This window comes from Actinomadura kijaniata NBRC 14229, from assembly GCF_001552175.1.
Lineage (GTDB): Bacteria > Actinomycetota > Actinomycetes > Streptosporangiales > Streptosporangiaceae > Spirillospora > Spirillospora kijaniata.
Genome location: NZ_BCQR01000133.1, coordinates 19,371 through 34,898 on the forward strand (window position 1 = coordinate 19,371; position 15,528 = coordinate 34,898).

Sequence of the window (15,528 nt, forward strand, 5' to 3'; positions counted from 1 at the left end):
CCTCACGCACCGTCACCGCACGGCGCGGGGTTACCGTGAAATTGGGGACGACGGCGTGTCGCCGCGATTTCGTGTGTGAGGGCGGATGGGGCCGTACGACGGCCGGGACCGGGCCTGGTTCCACAGCCAGTTCATGTCGCTGTCGGTGCGTAAGACCGGCATGGAATGGCAGGCCTTCGTCAACGATCTGATGCACGCCGTCCACCCCGGCGAGTTCATGGCCGTGGACCCCACCGGGCGCGGCGACAAGGGCTGCGACGGCTGGGTGGGCGGGCTGATGCTCGCCTGCTACGGCGCCACCTCCCCCAACCAGGGCCGCGTCGCCAGGAAGGTGAACGACGACTTCCACACCGCCCTGCGCTACTGGGGCGACCACATGGAACGCTGGGCGTTCGTCCACAACAACGCGGGCGGGCTGCCGGAGATGGCCGCCCGCGCCGTGCTGGACCTGCGCCGCCGCCACCAGGGGTCGATCCGGATCGAGGTGTGGCCCCCGCAGGTGCTGTGGAACCACTGCGCGTTCCTGGCCCGCGACCGCCTCGCCGAGATCGTCGGCTCGCCGCCGTCCGACCACCCCGCCGGGATGACCTACATCGCCCGCTGCGTCGAGTCCCTGGCCCGCACCCGGCTGCAACCCGGCCTCGACCCCGTCCGCGAGGTCGCGTTCGGGAAGATCGAGCACAACGGGTTCGGTCCCGAGGTCGCCGACCTCATCAAGCACCACCAGACCCACACCGGACACGTCCGCTACTACTTCGCCTTCGCCTCGCCCGGCGAGCAGGCCCAGGTCTCGGAGAACCTGCTGACCCGCTTCGCCGGGCTGCGGGCGGTCCTGCCCACCTCCGACGCGGTGTTCCACGCGCTGTGCGACGACCTGGTGGCCGAGGCGTTCGCCGGGGGCGGCTGCCCCGACCCGGCGCAGCGCCGCAGCGCCGCGCTCATGGTCGTCACCCACTTCTTCGAACGCTGCGAGATCTTCGAGTCCCCGGTGGAGGGCCGCCGTGCTGCTTCCTTCTAAGACCCTGCCCGCCGACCAGGCGCTGGTGGCCGTCGCCGCGCAGATCCTGCTGCAACTGGACCGCCCCCGCAGCGTCTCAGCGACCTGGGACCGGCTGCTGGAGTGGCGGTCGGCGCGCGGGATGGACCCCACACCGCCGTTCTGGTGGTTCTCCCTGGCCCTGGACCTCCTCTACGCGATCGGCGCCGTCGAGCACCGCGACGGGGAACTGACCCGGCTACCGGAGGGGACGCGCCGTGCTGCACGACCTGACCAGTGACCTGCCCACCTTCCGGCCCGTGCGGTTCGGCGCGGGACTGAACGTCGCCGTCGCACACCGCCCCCGCGACCACGAGGGGGGCGACCGCGACCCGGCCGGCACGACCGGCCTGGTGCGCCTGCTGGACTTCCTGCTCGGCGGCGACGTCCGCGTCGGCCACCCGCTGCGCCGCGCCGAGCTGGCCGGGGCCCGCTTCGCCCTCACCCTCGACCTGTCCGGCCACCCGGCCACGATCACGCGCGGCGCGGCCGACCCCGCCACGGTCCGGATCGACGACGAGACGATGCGCCTGCAACGCCTCCGCGCCCACCTGGGCCGCGCGCTGTTCGGGCTGACCGGCGAGGGCAACGAGCCGTCGTTCCGCTCGGTGGTCCCGTACTACCTGCGCGACGTGGCGGCGGGGGGCTACGCGTCGCCGGTGGAGACCCATCGCGGGCAGCGCGCCACCGACGCGCAGCCCGCGCTGGCCCACCTGTTCGCCCTGGACGTGGACCTGGTGGCGAAGGTGCGGGAGGTCGGGGAGACCGACCGGCAGCTACGCGCCCTGCGCCGCGCCGCCAAAGAGTCGATCATGGGGATGACGCTGGGCCGCCTCGGCGACCTGGACGCCCGGATCCGCGCGCTGCGGGCGCAGCGCGCCGAGCTGGCCGCCGACCTCGCCGCGTTCCGCCTCGCCGGCCGCTACGACCGCCACCGCGACCGGGCCGACGCGCTCAGCCGCCGCATCCGCGAGATCAACGACCATCTCGCCGTCACCGAGCGCCGCATCCGCGACATCGAGACGGCCATCGCCGACGACGCCGGCGACCTGCCCGACCACGCCTACCTGCGCCAGGTGTACGAGCAGGCCGGGGCGGTGCTGCCGGACCTGGTGACGCGCCGGTTCGAGGAGGTCCGCGCGTTCCACCGGTCGGTCGTCGCCAACCGCCGCCGCTACCTGGAGTCCCAGCACGACCGGCTCCGCCGCGAGCGCGAACGCGAGCACGCCGAGCTGGACCGTCTGGACCGCGAACGCGCCGAGGTGATGCGCCTGCTCGACGCCGACGGGGCCCTCGCCGCCTACACCGAGCTGCACCGCCGCCTGGCCCACCTCGACGGCCGCCTGGCCGAGCTGGCCGAACGCCGCGCCGTCGTCGCCCGCTGGAGCGAGGCGGGCCGCCACGTCCGCCACCGGTCCGGCGAGATCGAACGGCAGATCAGCGACGACCTGCACGACCGCCGCGACCGCGTCGCCGCCGTCTCCCGCCGCTACGCCTCCTACGCGCGGCGCCTCTACGGCGCCCGCCGCACCGTCGACCTGACGATCGAGGCGGGCCGCTCCGGCTACCGGTTCCTGCCGTCCATCGGCGGGAACGCGACGCCCGACGGGCGCGCGATGGCGCTGTTCTGCTTCGACCTGTGCCTGGCGGTGACGGCCCGCCGCTCCGGTCACGGCCCCGACTTCCTGGTCCACGACGGCCACCTGTTCGACCACGTGGACGCCCGCCGCACGGCCCTGGCGCTGGAGCTGGCCGCCGACGTGGGCGACCGCGAGGGCCTCCAGTACGTCGTGACGCTGGACTCCGACCGCCTCGACGAGGCCCTCGCCCACAGCCCTGGCCTGCGCCACCACGTGTGCGCGGAGATGGCCGGGCGGGAGGGCGGCCTGTTCGGGATCCGCTCCTGACCCGCGCCCGCTACCGACCCGCGAGCCGCAGGAACGTTCCCGGCGTCACGATCGGGACGCCGTAGATGCGGGCGCGCCGCGCCTTCTGCGACATCGTGTCCGGGTCGGCCGCGACCAGCAGCTTCACCCGGCGCGTCACGCGCGGGTACGGCACGTAGCCCATGGCGCGCACGCGGCCCTCCCACACGTGGCGCTGCTCGTCGGCCTCGCCGGTGAACGCCACCAGGTCGCCCGGCTCCAGCCGGAACTGCGCCAGCGGCGGCACGGCCGTGTCCCGCGCCCGCCGCAGCGCCCGGTCCGCCGCGTCCAGCGGCAGGTCCAGCAGGCGCGTGACGTGCACCAGCTCGGTGCGGCGCGCCTCGGTCGGCTCGCCGTCGGCCAGCGCCGCGCGGGCCAGCGCCGCCAGGTAGTCCTGGTGCAGCCGGTGCAGGTCGCTCCAGCTCAGCCCCACGCCCGCCGCGAACGCCACCAGCGCGTCCGCCGCCGTCGGCGAGATGTCGTGGTCGAGCAGCACCCGGTCCAGCAGCCCCAGGTAGGCGTCGGCCCCGCACGGCTCGGGCACGCGCGGCAGCGTGTCCAGCACCCGCGCCAGGAAGTGCGTGTCCCGCTGCGTCGCCACGCCGCGCCGCACCGGCGGGGCCTCGCTGACCGGCAGGTCCGGCCAGAGGGTCCGCTCCGCCGTCGCCAGCAGCCCGACCCACGGGACGTCCCCTCGCGCGCGCTGGATGTAGCAGCCCAGCAGCCGCGCCGCCGCCCGCGCGTCCACCAGTGCGTCGTGGTGCCCGCTGAGCGGCACCTCCGCCAGCGCGCAGCACCCGGCCAGGTTGCGGGGCGCGCCCGGCAGGAAGCGGGGCGCCCAGCGCATCGTGCACACGCCGTTCTCCGGGTCGCGCAGCGGCGCGGCGACGCCCGCCCGCCGGAACTCGGTGTACAGGAACGACTGGTCGAAGCGCAGGTTGTGGGCGGTGAGGACCCGGCCGCGCAGCAGCCCGGCGACCGTTCCGGCGATGTCGGGGAACGACGGCGCGTGCCGCACGTCCCGCGCGCTGATCCGGTGGATGCGCTGCGGCCCGAGATCGCGGCCCGGGTTGACGAGCGTGCCCCACTCCCGGGTGATCCGGCCGGAGGGGTCGACCTGGACGATGCCCACCTCGATGATCCGGTCGTGCCGTCCGGGCCGCAGCCCCGTCGTCTCGACATCGACCACCGCATACCCGTACGCGCCCACCGGCACCGCCCAGTCTTCTCGAAGTGCTGATCAGAACATTCCCGCTCTGACCAGCACCGACCCCCACAAATAGGGGTTTGCGTTATATATCTGACCCGGGGGCTGTCCCGGAGGCGGCGGGACTCCGTCCCCTGACGGGCGGGCGCGGGGGACGCCTAGCGTGGCGCGGCATGAGCCCCTCCGGTCGCATCGCCGCACTCGTCGTCGTCCTCGCGCTGGCCGTGACGGCCTGCCGCGCCGAGGTCCGTTACACCAACCACCGCAAGTCGCGCATCACCCCGTCCCCGCACGTCACCTGGACCAGCAAGGTGCGGCCCGTCGAGCTGGAGGGACGGCCCGTCGCCGGGGACCGGAAGCTGGACACCCGCCCCGCGAGGTCCCGGGGCCTCACCGAGAAGGAGCTGTTCGGCGGCGGGAGCCTCAAGAGCCTGTCGGGGACCCTCACCTACCGCCGGGTCGAGCAGCACCTCACCTCGTTCTGCCGGGACGCGGTCTGGGGCGTGGAGCGCGCCCTGCTCGACGCCGACTGCGAGCAGGTGGCCCGCGCCGTCTACCTCAGCGACGACCAGCGCTACCAGGCGCTTGTCGCCCTCATCGACGTCCGCGACCGGAACGCCGCCGAACGCCTCCGCGCCGCCCTCGACGGCCGGGCCGGATTCCTGTCCCCGGCGCGCGGCACCCGCTTCCACCACGCCGTCCGGTGGGACCGCGCCCGCGTCACCGGCGTCGGCCACTACGTCACCGTGACCTGGCTCCAGCCCGTGGACGCCGCGCGGACGTCCCCCGACGGGGCCGCCGAGTTCGCCCGCAACGCGCCCCGCGACCCCTGGGCCCGCGTCCTGCGCGCCCGTTACTGATCGGATGCGCGACCGAAAACCAAGGCGTTGACATGCTGAGTCCATTGACGAAACCATCCCGGCACCCCCCCACGCACGGAAGGTGGCCGCCATGGAGTGGACCGGCGCGCGCTACGCCGACGGACCGACCGCCGAGGTCGAGACCTGGATCGACGCCCCACCCGAACGCGTCTGGCCGGTCGTCACCGACGTCGCGGCGATGGCCGACCTGAGCGAGGAGGTCCAGGAGGTCGCCTGGCTCGACGAGGGGGACGGCCCCGCGCTCGGCCGCTGCTTCACCGGCCGCAACCGGCACGCCGCCATCGGCGAGTGGACCACCACCTCCCACGTCGTCGAGTGCGAGGAGCCGCGCGTGTTCGCCTGGGCCGTCGAGGACCCCGACAACCCCAGCGCGACCTGGCGCTTCACCCTCGAACCCCGGGACGGCGGCACGCTGCTGCGGCAGTGGGTGCGGATCGGACCGGGACCGTCCGGGCTCACCCTCGTCATCGACGCGCGGCCGGACCGGGAACAGAAGATCGTCTTCGTGCGGATGCGCGAGCACGAGCACGCCATGACCCGCACCGTCGCCGGCATCAAGGCCCGCGTCGAGGCCCGCGCCGAGGGGACGGGCTGATGCGCACCGCGACCACCGTCGAGCCGTCGCGCGACGCCCGCGCCACCCTCGACTTCGCCCTGGAGGCGGAGAAGCTGGGCCTGGACGTGTGCTGGGTCGCCGAGGCGTGGGGCTCCGACGCCCCCTCCGCGCTCGGCTACCTGGCCGCCCGCACCGAGCGGATGCTGATCGGCTCGGCCGTGATCCAGCTCGGCACCCGCACCCCCGTCGCCATCGCGCAGACCGCCCTCACCCTCGCCGAGCTGTCCCAGGGCCGGTTCCTGCTCGGGCTGGGCGCGTCGGGCCCGCAGGTCATGGAGGGGCTGCACGGCGTCCCGTTCGACCGGCCGCTGACCCGGATGCGCGAGACGGTCGACATCATCCGGCGGGCCTGGGCGGGCGAGAGGATCAGCTACTCCGGGGAGGCGTTCCGCATCCCGCTGCCCGGCGAGGCCCGGCCGATGCGCCTGTCCACCGCGCCCAACCCCGGCATCCCCCTCTACCTGGCGGCGCTGTCGCCGAGGATGCTGGAGCTCACCGGCCGCGTCGCCGACGGCTGGCTCGGCACCAGCTTCGTCCCCGAGAGGGCCGGCGCCTATTTCACGCACCTGGACGCGGGCCTGGCCGCCGCCGGGCGCACCCGCGCCGACCTGGACGTCTGCCAGGGAGCCGAGGTCGCGATCTTCGACGACGAGGAGCCGATGCGCGCCCACCTCCAGAGCCGCAGGGCGGAGCTGGCGTTCAGCATCGGCGGCATGGGCACCGCCACCACCAACTTCTACAACGCCGCCTACGCCCGCCAGGGCTGGTCCGACGTCACCGGCGAGATCTGGCGGCGCTGGCGGTCCGGCGACCGCGTGGGCGCGACCGCCCTGGTCACCGACGAGATGGTGCTGGCGACCACGCTGATCGGCACCGAGCCGATGGTCCGCGACCGCCTGCGGGTCTGGCGGGACGCGGGCGTGACGACCGTCCGCCTCTACCCGGCGGGCGGGACCGTGGCGGAGCGCCTGACCACCCTCGGCCGCGCCCTCAGCGTGATGCCGTGACGCCCGCCACGAACTCCAGGACCCGCGCGTTGACCACGTCGGGCCGCTCCATCGGCAGCCCGTGCCCGGCCCCCGCGACGGTCTCGGTCCGCACGTCCGGGATCAGCGCCCGCACGCGCTCGGCCGCCTCCCGCGGCCGCAGCAGCGTGCTGCGCGCCCCGAACATCGCCAGCACCGGGACGTCCACCGCCCGCAGCTCCTCGTCGGTGAACGGCCGCACCAGGGGCCGCGCCGCCGGCCGGAACGTCCGCGCCGCCAGCATCACCGGCCTCATCAGCACCGGCGGCTGGGTCAGCGCGGCGTTGGCCAGCGCCCGGCCCAGCGCGGGCCGGACCCGGTACGGCGCGAACATCGCCGCGCCCGCCAGCGCCAGCGTGGCGACGAACCGCGCGGGCACCCTCGCCAGCCCCGCCGGATCGAGCAGCGTGACCGACGCGACCCGCCCGGCCCCGCCGTGCACGACCTGGTTGAGCGCCAGCCAGCCGCCGTAGGAGTGCCCGACCAGGTGCGCGCGCTCCAGCCCGAGCCCGTCGAACGCCTCCGCCAGCCACCGCGCGTTGTCGGCCGAGTCCCGCACCACGACCCGCTGCACGCTGCGCCCCGGATCGTCGAGCGTGTCGATCGCGATCACGGGATGCCGGGCGCCGAACGCCGCGACCTGCGGATGCCAGGCGGAGGCGTTCGAGCCGTGCCCGTGCAGCAGCACCAGCGGGATCCCCTCGCCGGTCCCGTACCGGTGCGCGTGCACGGTCCCGAACGAGGTCTCCACGTCGACCTCCCGCCGGGGCTCCGGCCACAGCGCCATCGCCGCGTCGTAGGCGGCGAGGAACCGCTCCCGCGCGCCCTCGCCGCTGAACCGCCCGACCCCGGTCCTGGTCACGCCGCCTCCCCGCACTCGTTGACGCGAACGTACCAACGGTGATCCCGCCGGGCCGCGCCTTCCGATGATCTCCCCCGCGCGGGGGAGCGGGGTGGCCCGCGCGCGGGAAGCCCCGGGGCGGGCCCGCGGACGAGCATGAGGGCGTTCGGGAGACCCTGCCCAGGAGGACGCCATGACCACCACCACCCGCCCCGTTCCACGGTGGGCCGAATGGACCGCGCACGCCGTCCCGCTCGCCGTCCTGCCCAGCGGCCTGTGGCGGATCGCGCTGGGGCTGGGCGTGCCGGTCGGGTTCAGCGGCTCGATGGCGGAGCTCTACCACGCGCCCGACCCGGTCCTGACGCCGTACGTGTTCGCCCTCAGCCTGGTCTCGGAGTTCTTCGCGCTGCTGACGCTGGGGCTGGTGCGGCCGTGGGGCGAGGTGTTCCCGCGCTGGATGCCGCTGGTCGGCGGGCGGAACGTCCCGGTGTGGCTCGCGGTCGGGCTGGCGACGACGGGCGCGGTCGCGGTGACCCTCATCGGGTGGAGCATGATGGGGCAGTGGACGGGGAACATGGCCAGCCCGGAGGCTCCGCAGGGCCTCGCCGGGGTGGTCATGTTCGCCTGCTACGCGCCGTTCCTGCTCTGGGGACCGCTGCTGGTGGCCGTCACCGTCCACTACGCCGTGCGCCGCACCCGCGGCGCCGGGCGGGCCCTCACAGCCCTCCGCTGAGGCGCGGCGGCGTCTCCTCCTCGGACATGGCGCGGGTGTCGCGGGGGACGGCGAACGGCTCGGCGTCCTCCGGGACCCCCTCGGCCATCCGCCGCGCCCGCACCAGCTCGGCGTCGAACTCCGCGCCCAGCAGGATCGCCACGTTCGACACCCACAGCCACACCAGGAAGATCACCACCCCGGCGAGCGCCCCGTAGGTCTGGTTGTAGGAGCCGAAGTTGGCCACGTACAGCGCGAACCCCGCCGACGCCACGATCCACGCCAGCACCGCCAGCACGCAGCCCGGCGTGATCCACCGCCAGCCGGGCTGCCGCACGTTCGGGCCCGCCCAGTACAGCGTGGCGATGGCGGCGATCACGACGACCAGCAGCACCGGCCACTTCACGACCGACCACACGGCCACGCCCGCCGACTCGAACCCCAGGATCCGCCCGGCCTGCTCGGCCAGCCGCCCGGTGAAGGTGACCGCCAGCGCGCTCGCCCCCAGCACCACCACCATCGCCAGTGTCAGCGCGACCCGCAGCGGCGCGAGCTTCCACAGCGGACGCCCCTCGGGCATGTCGTAGACGGCGTTCAGCGCGCGGATCAGCGCGGCGACGTACCGCGACGCCGACCACAGCGCCACCAGCAGACCGGCGGTCGCCAGCACCCCGGCCGTCGGCGCGGACGCCGCCAGCCCCTCCACGGCCCGCAGCAGCACCTCCCGGACCTGGCCGGGGGCGAGCTGGCGGATGTTGTCGGTGAGGGCGCGCCGCCCGTCCTGGCCGACCAGCCCGACCAGCGACACCATCACGATCATGCCGGGGAACAGCGAGAGCACCCCGTAGTAGGTGAGCGCCGCCGCCCAGTCCAGCAGCTGGTCGTCCCGGATCTCCCGGAACGTGCGCCGCCCCGCCTGCCACCAGCCGCGCCGGCCGAGATGCGTGGGCCGCTCCGGCACCTTCCCCCGCTTCCTCTCCCCCCGCGTCCCGCCGCGCAGTGCCACCGCCGCCTCCTCGTCCCGGTGGCAAAGCCCTACCCCCGGAACCGTCCACAATTCACCAAGAAAGACGGCATGGCGGGCGGATCACCGGGGTATCGGGGCGAGAACGCGGCGACCCCCAGAAACGCCCGTGCGGGGCGGCGCGGCGCTGACCCCGCCCCGCACGGGTTCCTCCGCCGCGCCGGGGCGGTCAGCTCCGCGCCAGCACCCGGATGGTGTCCAGCGACTCGTCGGCGGCGTCCGGCACGACCATCCCGGCCGCGACCCCCGACCGCAGGTAGTCCAGCACCGGCCGGGTGATCCGCTCGCCCGGCATGACCGCCGGGATGCCCGGCGGGTACGGCGTCAGCATCTCCGCGCAGATCCGCCCCACCGCGGCGTCGGCGGGCACCTGCTCGGCCGGGCCGAAGAACGCGTCGCGCGGCAGGTCCGCCAGCTCCAGCCGCAGCTCGCCGGGGTCCGGCACCGCGACCCTCGGCCCGCCCCGCAGGTCGTCGGCGTGGTCGACCAGCTCGCGCAGCGCCCCCACCAGCAGGCCCGTCGTCTGCGCGTTGTCGGCGAACGTCAGCTGCGCGCTGATCCTGCGGTGATCCGACAGGTGCAGGTTGATGCCGCAGTGCTCGCGCAGCCAGTCGGCCGCCCGGTAGCCGAGCACCCCCAGCGCCTCCAGGTCCACGACGACCTGCAACGGGTCCAGGTCGTAGGCCATGCCGGGGGCGGTGAACTCGTCCTCGCACACGTGCAGCCCGTCGATCTTCTCGATCTCCGCGCGGACCCGCCGGGACAGCTCGATCGCCTCCTGGAGCATCTCCCGGCCGTGCTCGACCATCTGCCGCCGCCACGCGTCCAGCCCCGCGTAGATCAGCACCGACGGGCTGGTGGTGCCGAGCAGGTCCTCGCGGGCCTTCAGCACGTCCGGATCGACCAGCTCGCCCTGCTGGTGGAACACCGACCCCTGCTCCAGGCCCGCGCCCATCTTGTGGACGCTGGTCACGCACACGTCCGCGCCCGCGTCCATCGCCCACGACGGCAGGTCCGGATGGAACGGCAGGTGCGCGCCCCACGCCTCGTCCACGATCAGCGGCTTGCCGCGCCGGTGGCAGATCTCCGCGATCGCCGCCAGGTCCGCGCACGTTCCGTACGGGGTCGGGCTGGTCACCAGCGCGCCGCGCGCGTCGGGGTGCTCCTCCCACGCCCGCGCGAACGCCTCCGCCGACGGCGGGTGCGCCAGGTGCAGCCCGGCGTCCCAGGTGGGCTCCACCCACACCGGCCGCACCCCGCTGAGGATCAGGCCGGACACCACCGACTTGTGGGCGTCCCGCCCGACCAGCAGCTTCTCGTGGGGCCCGGCCACCGACAGCATCGCGCTCTTCACCGACAGCGAGCTGCCGCAGGTGGAGAAGAACGCGTTCTCGGCGTGGACGGCGTCGGCCATCAGCGCCTGGGCCCGCGCCAGCACCTCGTGGTCGGACGTCCGCGTGTCCAGCCCGGAGACGGCGAGCACGTCCGAGGAGAACACCGCGTCCCCCAGCACCTCACGCGCCCGCGGATCGGCCCCCCGGCCCTGCTTGTGGCCCGGCGGGGTGAACGGCACGAAACCGCGCCGGTGGTAGTTCGCCAGCGCGTCCAACACGGGAGTCTCCGAATGGTCCATGCGTCTCGCATGCCCCGTCTGACGCCGATAACGCATACCTGGCCCTACGCAGGGTAGGGGCGCGCCCACAGCCAACTGGGAGGTGGAAAGTGAACGACCGACTCGCCGCCGAGGTCGAGCTGCTCTGGGACGACTTCCACCAGACCGTCAACATGACCTCGGAGGAGCTGCGCACCTGGTTGCTGACCGAGGCGTCCGGCGAGACGGCCATGCCCGCCGACCCCGGCATGGACCTGCCGGAGCTGGGCAAGCACGTGGTGAGGATCCTGGGCAAGCGCAAGGTGGACCTGACCTCCGACGACGTGACCACGATGCGGCAGGTCGTCGAGTACGTGCAGGAGCGCCTGGAGAAGCAGCCCGAGGAGGGCGCGAGCGACGACGGGTGGCGGCGCGACCTGATGACGGTCGGCCACGACCCGTTGCGGCCCGACAGCATCAGCATGCTCTGAGTCCGCGAGAACAGCATTGAGGGGGAGAGATGCCGAATCCGCAACAGCCGGAGATGCGCCGTTCCCAGCGCACCGCCGTGACCGACGAACCGGCCCCCGAGGCCACCGATCCGGAGAAGACCGGCACGCCGGGTAACGCCCACGGCACCGACAAGGGTGACAAGGGCGGCGGCGAGGGTGGCGGGGTCCCGCCGGACCAGCAGCCGCCGCACCCGGCCTGAGCCGGGAGGGCACGGAGAAAGGGCCGCCCCGGCGGGGCGGCCCTTTCCCGTTCGCTCACGGCACCTCGGTCTGCGGGCTGTAGCCCTCGGCCTCCCCGCCGGGCGCGTCGTCGGGCGCGTTGGGCGGGTCGGTCGGACCGGGCGTGTGCTCGTCCCCGAAATCGTCGCCCGCGGCGGCCTCGGGGTCCTCGCGCCGGTCGGCGAGGGGCCGGTCGTCGGGGTCCTTGCGGTCGTTCGGCATGCGCCCTCCCGGGGTCACTTCATCGCGTTGCGGATGGCGTCGCGGGTGCGGTCCATGACCGCCGCGAACGGTCCCACCATCAGGTTCTTCACCGGCGTCTCGACGCCCTGGTGCGGATGGGTCGGGGCGAGCCGCTCGGCCATCTCGACCGCCGCGCGCATCCCGCGCAGCTGCTGCTCGGTCCCCTTGCGCTCGATCTCCGGGAACTCCTCGTGCTCCTCGTGCCGGGCGTGCTCCTCCACGTCCTTGTGGAACCGGGAGAACAGCGGGCCGAACTCGGGCGCGTCGGGGCCGAGCCGCTCCAGCTCCTCCAGCATCCCCTTGGCCTTGTTCTCCTCCTTCAGCCGCGCTCCGACGACCGCGTCCCCGCGCGCGATCTCACGCTTGGCGAACGGGTGCACGATCTCCTCCTCGGCCGTCTCGTGCACGGCCAGCAGGTGACGCAGCCGGTCGAACGCCTCCCGGCGGGTCTTCCCGCTGCTGTCCTCCACCTTGGCGAACAGCGAACGGATCTCCTCGTGCTGCCTCTTCAGCAGGTCGACCACGGTCTCGGTGGTTCCGGCCATGGGCCCTTCCCTTCGGACGAAGGCGGTTGCGGGGCTGTCCCTACCCGGCGGGCGGGCTTCAACCGCGCGCCCCGCAAAGGCCCCGCAAAAGGGCGGGACCCCTGTCGTCGGGGGGGATAACGACAAGGGTCCCGTTCGGAACCCGCCCCGGCGGCACCGGAAAGACGACCGGGGGTCGGGCTCCACGGACCGGATGACAGAGGGGCAGGACGTCTCCCGGTCCGGGTTCATCGTGCGGAGCGGGGCGCCGTTCGCCGGAAGAGAGAGGAAACCAGGCGTCGCGGCGTGCTCCTGCACCGATGGGGAGCGGGCCGCGCCTCCGGACCCGTATGAGATGCAGCATATCCCGGCGCTCCGCTTCCCGACAGGGAGTCAGCCGGATGTCGCCCGGAGGTCAGCCCGGGTCGCCCTCCTGGAACGGACCGGGCCGCGCGCGGTGCCCGGTGACGCCCTCCACGATCCCGGCGGCGATGTCCCGGAGCTTGCGGTTGCGCCGCTGGGAGGCCCGCCGCAGCAGGGCCAGCGCCTCCTCGGCGGGGATGCGGCGCTGCGCCATGATGATCCCCAGTGCCTGGTCGATGACCGCGCGGGAGGCCAGCGCGTCGCGCAGCTGCTCGGTCGTGCGCGCCCGGTCGGCGTGGCGCAGCACGCCCCGCAGCAGCAGCGCCGCGTGGTCGGCGATCACCTCGACGACCGGCTCGTTGCCCTCGTTCACGCCACCCGGATCGGGGAAGTACAGGTTGAGCGCGCCGGGAACGCCCCGCCGCACGCCGAGCGGATAGCTGCCCACGCTGCGCACGCCCATCTCCAGCACGCGTTCGCCGAAGGAACGCCAGCGCCCGTCGGCGGCGATGTCCTGGATCACCGTCCGCCGCTGGCCGTGCAGGCTGGCCAGGCACGGCCCGCCCTCCGCCTCCCTCCGCGACCCGTGCCCCAGCTCGTACTGGAGCAGGTCGGCGGTGCGCGCGAGCGGGCCGGAGGCCGCCACGGTGGAGGGGCCGTGCCGGGTCCGCAGGGTGACGCTGGCCGCGGGCCCGCCGGGGACGGTCTTGGCGGCGATGTCGGCGATGTGCTGGAGCGCCTGGCGCACGTCCTCGGTGGAGACCAGGAGCTCGGTGAGTTCCCGCAGGCTGGAGAGGATCTCTTCGTTCCCGGAACGTCCGGCACCCATGACGGCCTCCTGGGGGAAGGCCATGCCCCGTCACGCACGGGCCATGCCCCGTCACGCCGCCGGACCGGTCACCTGACGGATGCCGGGCGGCGGCCCGCGTCCGTAGCGTCGCCGGTGGAAGGGAGATCTGAGATGCGGATCGAGATGGTTCTGGACGTGCCCTGTGTGTGGTCGTACTTCGCGTTCGCGCGGCTCCAGCGGGCCGCAGCGCGGTTCCGGGAACGCGGGGGAGAGCTGGAGACGGCGTTCCTGCCGTTCCAGTTGCAGCCGGACGCGACCGCCGAGGGGGAGCCGAAGGTCGCGGCGCTGCGGCGGGCGTTCGGGGACGCCACCGAGGACGCCATCGCGGGCATCACCGCCAAGGCCGCCGACGAGGGGCTGACGTTCCGGCACGCGGGCGCGGTCATGTCCAACACGTTCGAGGCGCACCGGCTGATCGCGGTCGCGTCGGAGCAGGGCCGGGGCGAGGCGATGGTGGAACGCCTGTTCCGCGCCCACCACACCGACGAGCTGAACGTCGCCGACCCGGCGGTGCTGCGGCGGCTCGCCGCCGAGACCGGGGTGGAGTGGAGCGACGCGAGGGCCGGGGAGACCCGGGCCGCGCTGGAGCGGGTCCGCGCCTCCGGCGTCCGGGGCGTCCCCGTCTTCTATGTCGACGGCCGGCGGCTGGGCGGGGCGCAGTCGGAGGAGGACCTGCTCGCCGCGTTCGAGGCGGCGCGCTCCACCGTAGGGTGACGGTCATGCTGTACGGACGGGACGCGGAGACCGCGACGATCGACCGGTTGCTCCAGCAGGCGCGCGCCGGGCGCAGCGGGGCGCTGGTGCTGCGCGGGGAGGCCGGGATCGGCAAGTCGGCGCTGTTGGAGCACGCCGAGTGCGCCGCCGCCGACATGCGGGTGCTGCGCGCCACCGGGACCGAGTACGAGCGGTCCCTTCCGTACGCGGGCCTGCACCTGATGCTGCGCCGCCACCTGGACCGGGTGGACGCGCTGCCCGGACCGCAGGGGCGGGCGCTGCGCGGCGCGCTGGCGATGGAGGGCGGCGCCGGCGGCGACCGGTTCCTGGTCGGGCTGGCGGTGCTGACGCTGCTGTCGGACCTGGCCGAGGAGCGCCCGCTGCTGTGCCTGGTCGACGACGCGCAGTGGCTGGACGAGCCGACGGTGGAGGCGCTGCTGTTCGCGGTGCGGCGGCTGGAGGCCGAGCCGATCGTGATGCTGCTGGCGGCGCGGGACGCCGACCCGGCGGGGCGGGCCGCCGAGTTCACCGCGCCCGGCCTGCCGGAGCTGCGCCTCACCGGTCTCGACGACCGGGCCGCCGACGGCCTGCTGACCGAGCGCGCCGCCGCGCTGCCCGCCCCCACCCGGCAGGAGATCCTCGTCGAGGCCCAGGGCAACCCGCTGGCCCTGCTGGAGCTGCCCGCCGCCCGCCGCGCCGCGCCCGGCGAGCCGTCCTCCACCTACACGCGGCTGCGGTCCGCGTTCGCCGACCGGGTCGCCGCGCTGCCGGACGCCACCCGCACGCTGCTGCTGCTGGCGGCCGTCAACCACCAGGGAGACCTGGCGATCCTGCTGCCCGCCGCCGAACGGCTCGGCGCGTCCGTCGCCGATCTGGAGCCCGCCGAACGCGACGGCCTGGTCACCGTCGCCGACGAGCGCCTGGAGTTCCGGCACCCCCTGATCCGCTCGGCGGCGGCCGACGCCGCGACGTTCGGGCGGCGCCTGGAGGCGCACCGGGCCCTCGCCGCGGCGTACCGGGCGGCCGGGGACCGCTGCCACGTGTGGCACCTGGCCGCCGCCGCGACCGGTCCGGAGGAGCCCGTCGCGGCGGAGCTGGAGGAGGCCGCCGAGGAGATGCGGTCCGGCGGCGGCGTCGTCTCGACCGCCGTCGTCTACGAGCGCGCCGCCGCGCTCAGCCCCGACCCCCGCGACCGGGGCCGCCGGCTGGCGCTGGCCGCGCACGCCGCCGCCGACGCGGGCCGGG

The 15,528-nt window shown here is 74.6% G+C and carries 18 protein-coding genes; 11 read left to right on the forward strand and 7 right to left on the reverse strand.

Features of this window, described 5'->3' with window-relative positions:
- Positions 1-85 precede the first annotated feature (85 nt).
- Genes AKI01S_RS34295 through AKI01S_RS34305 form a run of 3 tightly spaced genes read left to right on the forward strand, consistent with a single transcriptional unit; the run spans position 86 to position 2,943 of the window.
- Positions 86-1,018, forward strand: a complete 933-nt coding sequence (locus tag AKI01S_RS34295) for an ABC-three component system protein (RefSeq protein WP_067827265.1) — start codon at positions 86-88, stop codon at positions 1,016-1,018.
- Positions 1,002-1,277 (forward strand): ABC-three component system middle component 6, encoded by a 276-nt coding sequence (locus AKI01S_RS34300; protein WP_067827268.1) that lies wholly within the window; start codon positions 1,002-1,004, stop codon positions 1,275-1,277. Before AKI01S_RS34295 ends, AKI01S_RS34300 begins: the two co-directional genes overlap by 17 nt.
- Positions 1,255-2,943 carry an ABC-three component system protein gene (locus AKI01S_RS34305; RefSeq protein WP_157420359.1) on the forward strand — a complete coding sequence of 563 codons (1,689 nt, stop codon included), beginning with the start codon at positions 1,255-1,257 and terminating at the stop codon, positions 2,941-2,943. Before AKI01S_RS34300 ends, AKI01S_RS34305 begins: the two co-directional genes overlap by 23 nt.
- Positions 2,944-2,953: 10 nt before the next feature.
- Here AKI01S_RS34305 and AKI01S_RS34310 read toward each other — a convergent pair whose 3' ends face one another.
- Positions 2,954-4,177, reverse strand: coding sequence for an exonuclease domain-containing protein (locus AKI01S_RS34310; RefSeq protein ID WP_084000533.1), 1,224 nt, complete (start codon positions 4,175-4,177; stop codon positions 2,954-2,956).
- 164 nt (positions 4,178-4,341) lie between these two features.
- On the opposite strand from AKI01S_RS34310, the gene AKI01S_RS34315 reads away from it, so the two are divergent.
- From AKI01S_RS34315 to AKI01S_RS34325, 3 genes are all read left to right on the forward strand, one after another.
- Complete coding sequence (locus tag AKI01S_RS34315; RefSeq protein ID WP_067827272.1) at positions 4,342-5,028, forward strand: hypothetical protein; 687 nt, start codon at positions 4,342-4,344, stop codon at positions 5,026-5,028.
- Positions 5,029-5,119: 91 nt separating this feature from the next.
- Positions 5,120-5,644: an SRPBCC family protein gene (locus tag AKI01S_RS34320; RefSeq protein WP_067827274.1), complete on the forward strand. Its 525-nt coding sequence runs from the start codon at positions 5,120-5,122 to the stop codon at positions 5,642-5,644.
- The gene (locus AKI01S_RS34325) at positions 5,644-6,672 is read left to right on the forward strand and encodes an LLM class flavin-dependent oxidoreductase (RefSeq protein WP_067827277.1); all 1,029 of its coding nucleotides are present in this window, start codon (positions 5,644-5,646) and stop codon (positions 6,670-6,672) included. The genes AKI01S_RS34320 and AKI01S_RS34325 overlap by 1 nt, the downstream gene beginning before the upstream one ends.
- Here the strand turns inward: AKI01S_RS34325 and AKI01S_RS34330 are convergent.
- A complete protein-coding gene (locus AKI01S_RS34330) occupies positions 6,656-7,552 on the reverse strand; it encodes an alpha/beta fold hydrolase (protein WP_218009926.1) in 897 nt (298 codons plus the stop codon). The genes AKI01S_RS34325 and AKI01S_RS34330 overlap by 17 nt on opposite strands.
- A 172-nt stretch (positions 7,553-7,724) precedes the next feature.
- Between AKI01S_RS34330 and AKI01S_RS34335 the strand changes: the two genes are divergently transcribed.
- Positions 7,725-8,264, forward strand: coding sequence for a hypothetical protein (locus tag AKI01S_RS34335; protein ID WP_067827282.1), 540 nt, complete (start codon positions 7,725-7,727; stop codon positions 8,262-8,264).
- Here the strand turns inward: AKI01S_RS34335 and AKI01S_RS34340 are convergent.
- Together AKI01S_RS34340 and AKI01S_RS54410 are read right to left on the reverse strand one after the other, a co-directional pair.
- On the reverse strand, positions 8,248-9,249 hold the full coding sequence (locus AKI01S_RS34340; protein WP_067827287.1) for a YihY/virulence factor BrkB family protein: 1,002 nt from the start codon (positions 9,247-9,249) through the stop codon (positions 8,248-8,250). The two genes, AKI01S_RS34335 and AKI01S_RS34340, sit on opposite strands and share 17 nt — an antisense overlap.
- A gap of 187 nt (positions 9,250-9,436) precedes the next feature.
- Complete coding sequence (locus AKI01S_RS54410; RefSeq protein WP_281186170.1) at positions 9,437-10,879, reverse strand: aminotransferase class I/II-fold pyridoxal phosphate-dependent enzyme; 1,443 nt, start codon at positions 10,877-10,879, stop codon at positions 9,437-9,439.
- 110 nt (positions 10,880-10,989) lie between these two features.
- Between AKI01S_RS54410 and AKI01S_RS34350 the strand changes: the two genes are divergently transcribed.
- Positions 10,990-11,349: a DUF3140 domain-containing protein gene (locus AKI01S_RS34350; RefSeq protein WP_067827293.1), complete on the forward strand. Its 360-nt coding sequence runs from the start codon at positions 10,990-10,992 to the stop codon at positions 11,347-11,349.
- Between the two features lie 29 nt (positions 11,350-11,378).
- Complete coding sequence (locus tag AKI01S_RS34355; protein WP_067827297.1) at positions 11,379-11,570, forward strand: hypothetical protein; 192 nt, start codon at positions 11,379-11,381, stop codon at positions 11,568-11,570.
- 55 nt (positions 11,571-11,625) lie between these two features.
- On the opposite strand, the gene AKI01S_RS34360 is transcribed toward AKI01S_RS34355, so the two are convergent.
- The 3 genes from AKI01S_RS34360 to AKI01S_RS34370 form a co-directional block, all read right to left on the reverse strand.
- Positions 11,626-11,811, reverse strand: a complete 186-nt coding sequence (locus AKI01S_RS34360) for a hypothetical protein (RefSeq protein WP_067827300.1) — start codon at positions 11,809-11,811, stop codon at positions 11,626-11,628.
- A 14-nt stretch (positions 11,812-11,825) separates the two neighbouring features.
- Positions 11,826-12,377 (reverse strand): hemerythrin domain-containing protein, encoded by a 552-nt coding sequence (locus AKI01S_RS34365; protein ID WP_067827303.1) that lies wholly within the window; start codon positions 12,375-12,377, stop codon positions 11,826-11,828.
- A 394-nt stretch (positions 12,378-12,771) separates the two neighbouring features.
- Entirely contained in the window at positions 12,772-13,548 is a 777-nt protein-coding gene (locus tag AKI01S_RS34370; protein WP_169814064.1) for a GAF and ANTAR domain-containing protein, read from the reverse strand.
- 132 nt (positions 13,549-13,680) lie between these two features.
- On the opposite strand from AKI01S_RS34370, the gene AKI01S_RS34375 reads away from it, so the two are divergent.
- A complete protein-coding gene (locus tag AKI01S_RS34375) occupies positions 13,681-14,283 on the forward strand; it encodes a DsbA family oxidoreductase (protein WP_067827308.1) in 603 nt (200 codons plus the stop codon).
- Between the two features lie 5 nt (positions 14,284-14,288).
- On the forward strand, positions 14,289-15,528 hold a 1,240-nt coding region (locus tag AKI01S_RS34380; protein ID WP_157420360.1), incomplete at its 3' end, for an AAA family ATPase.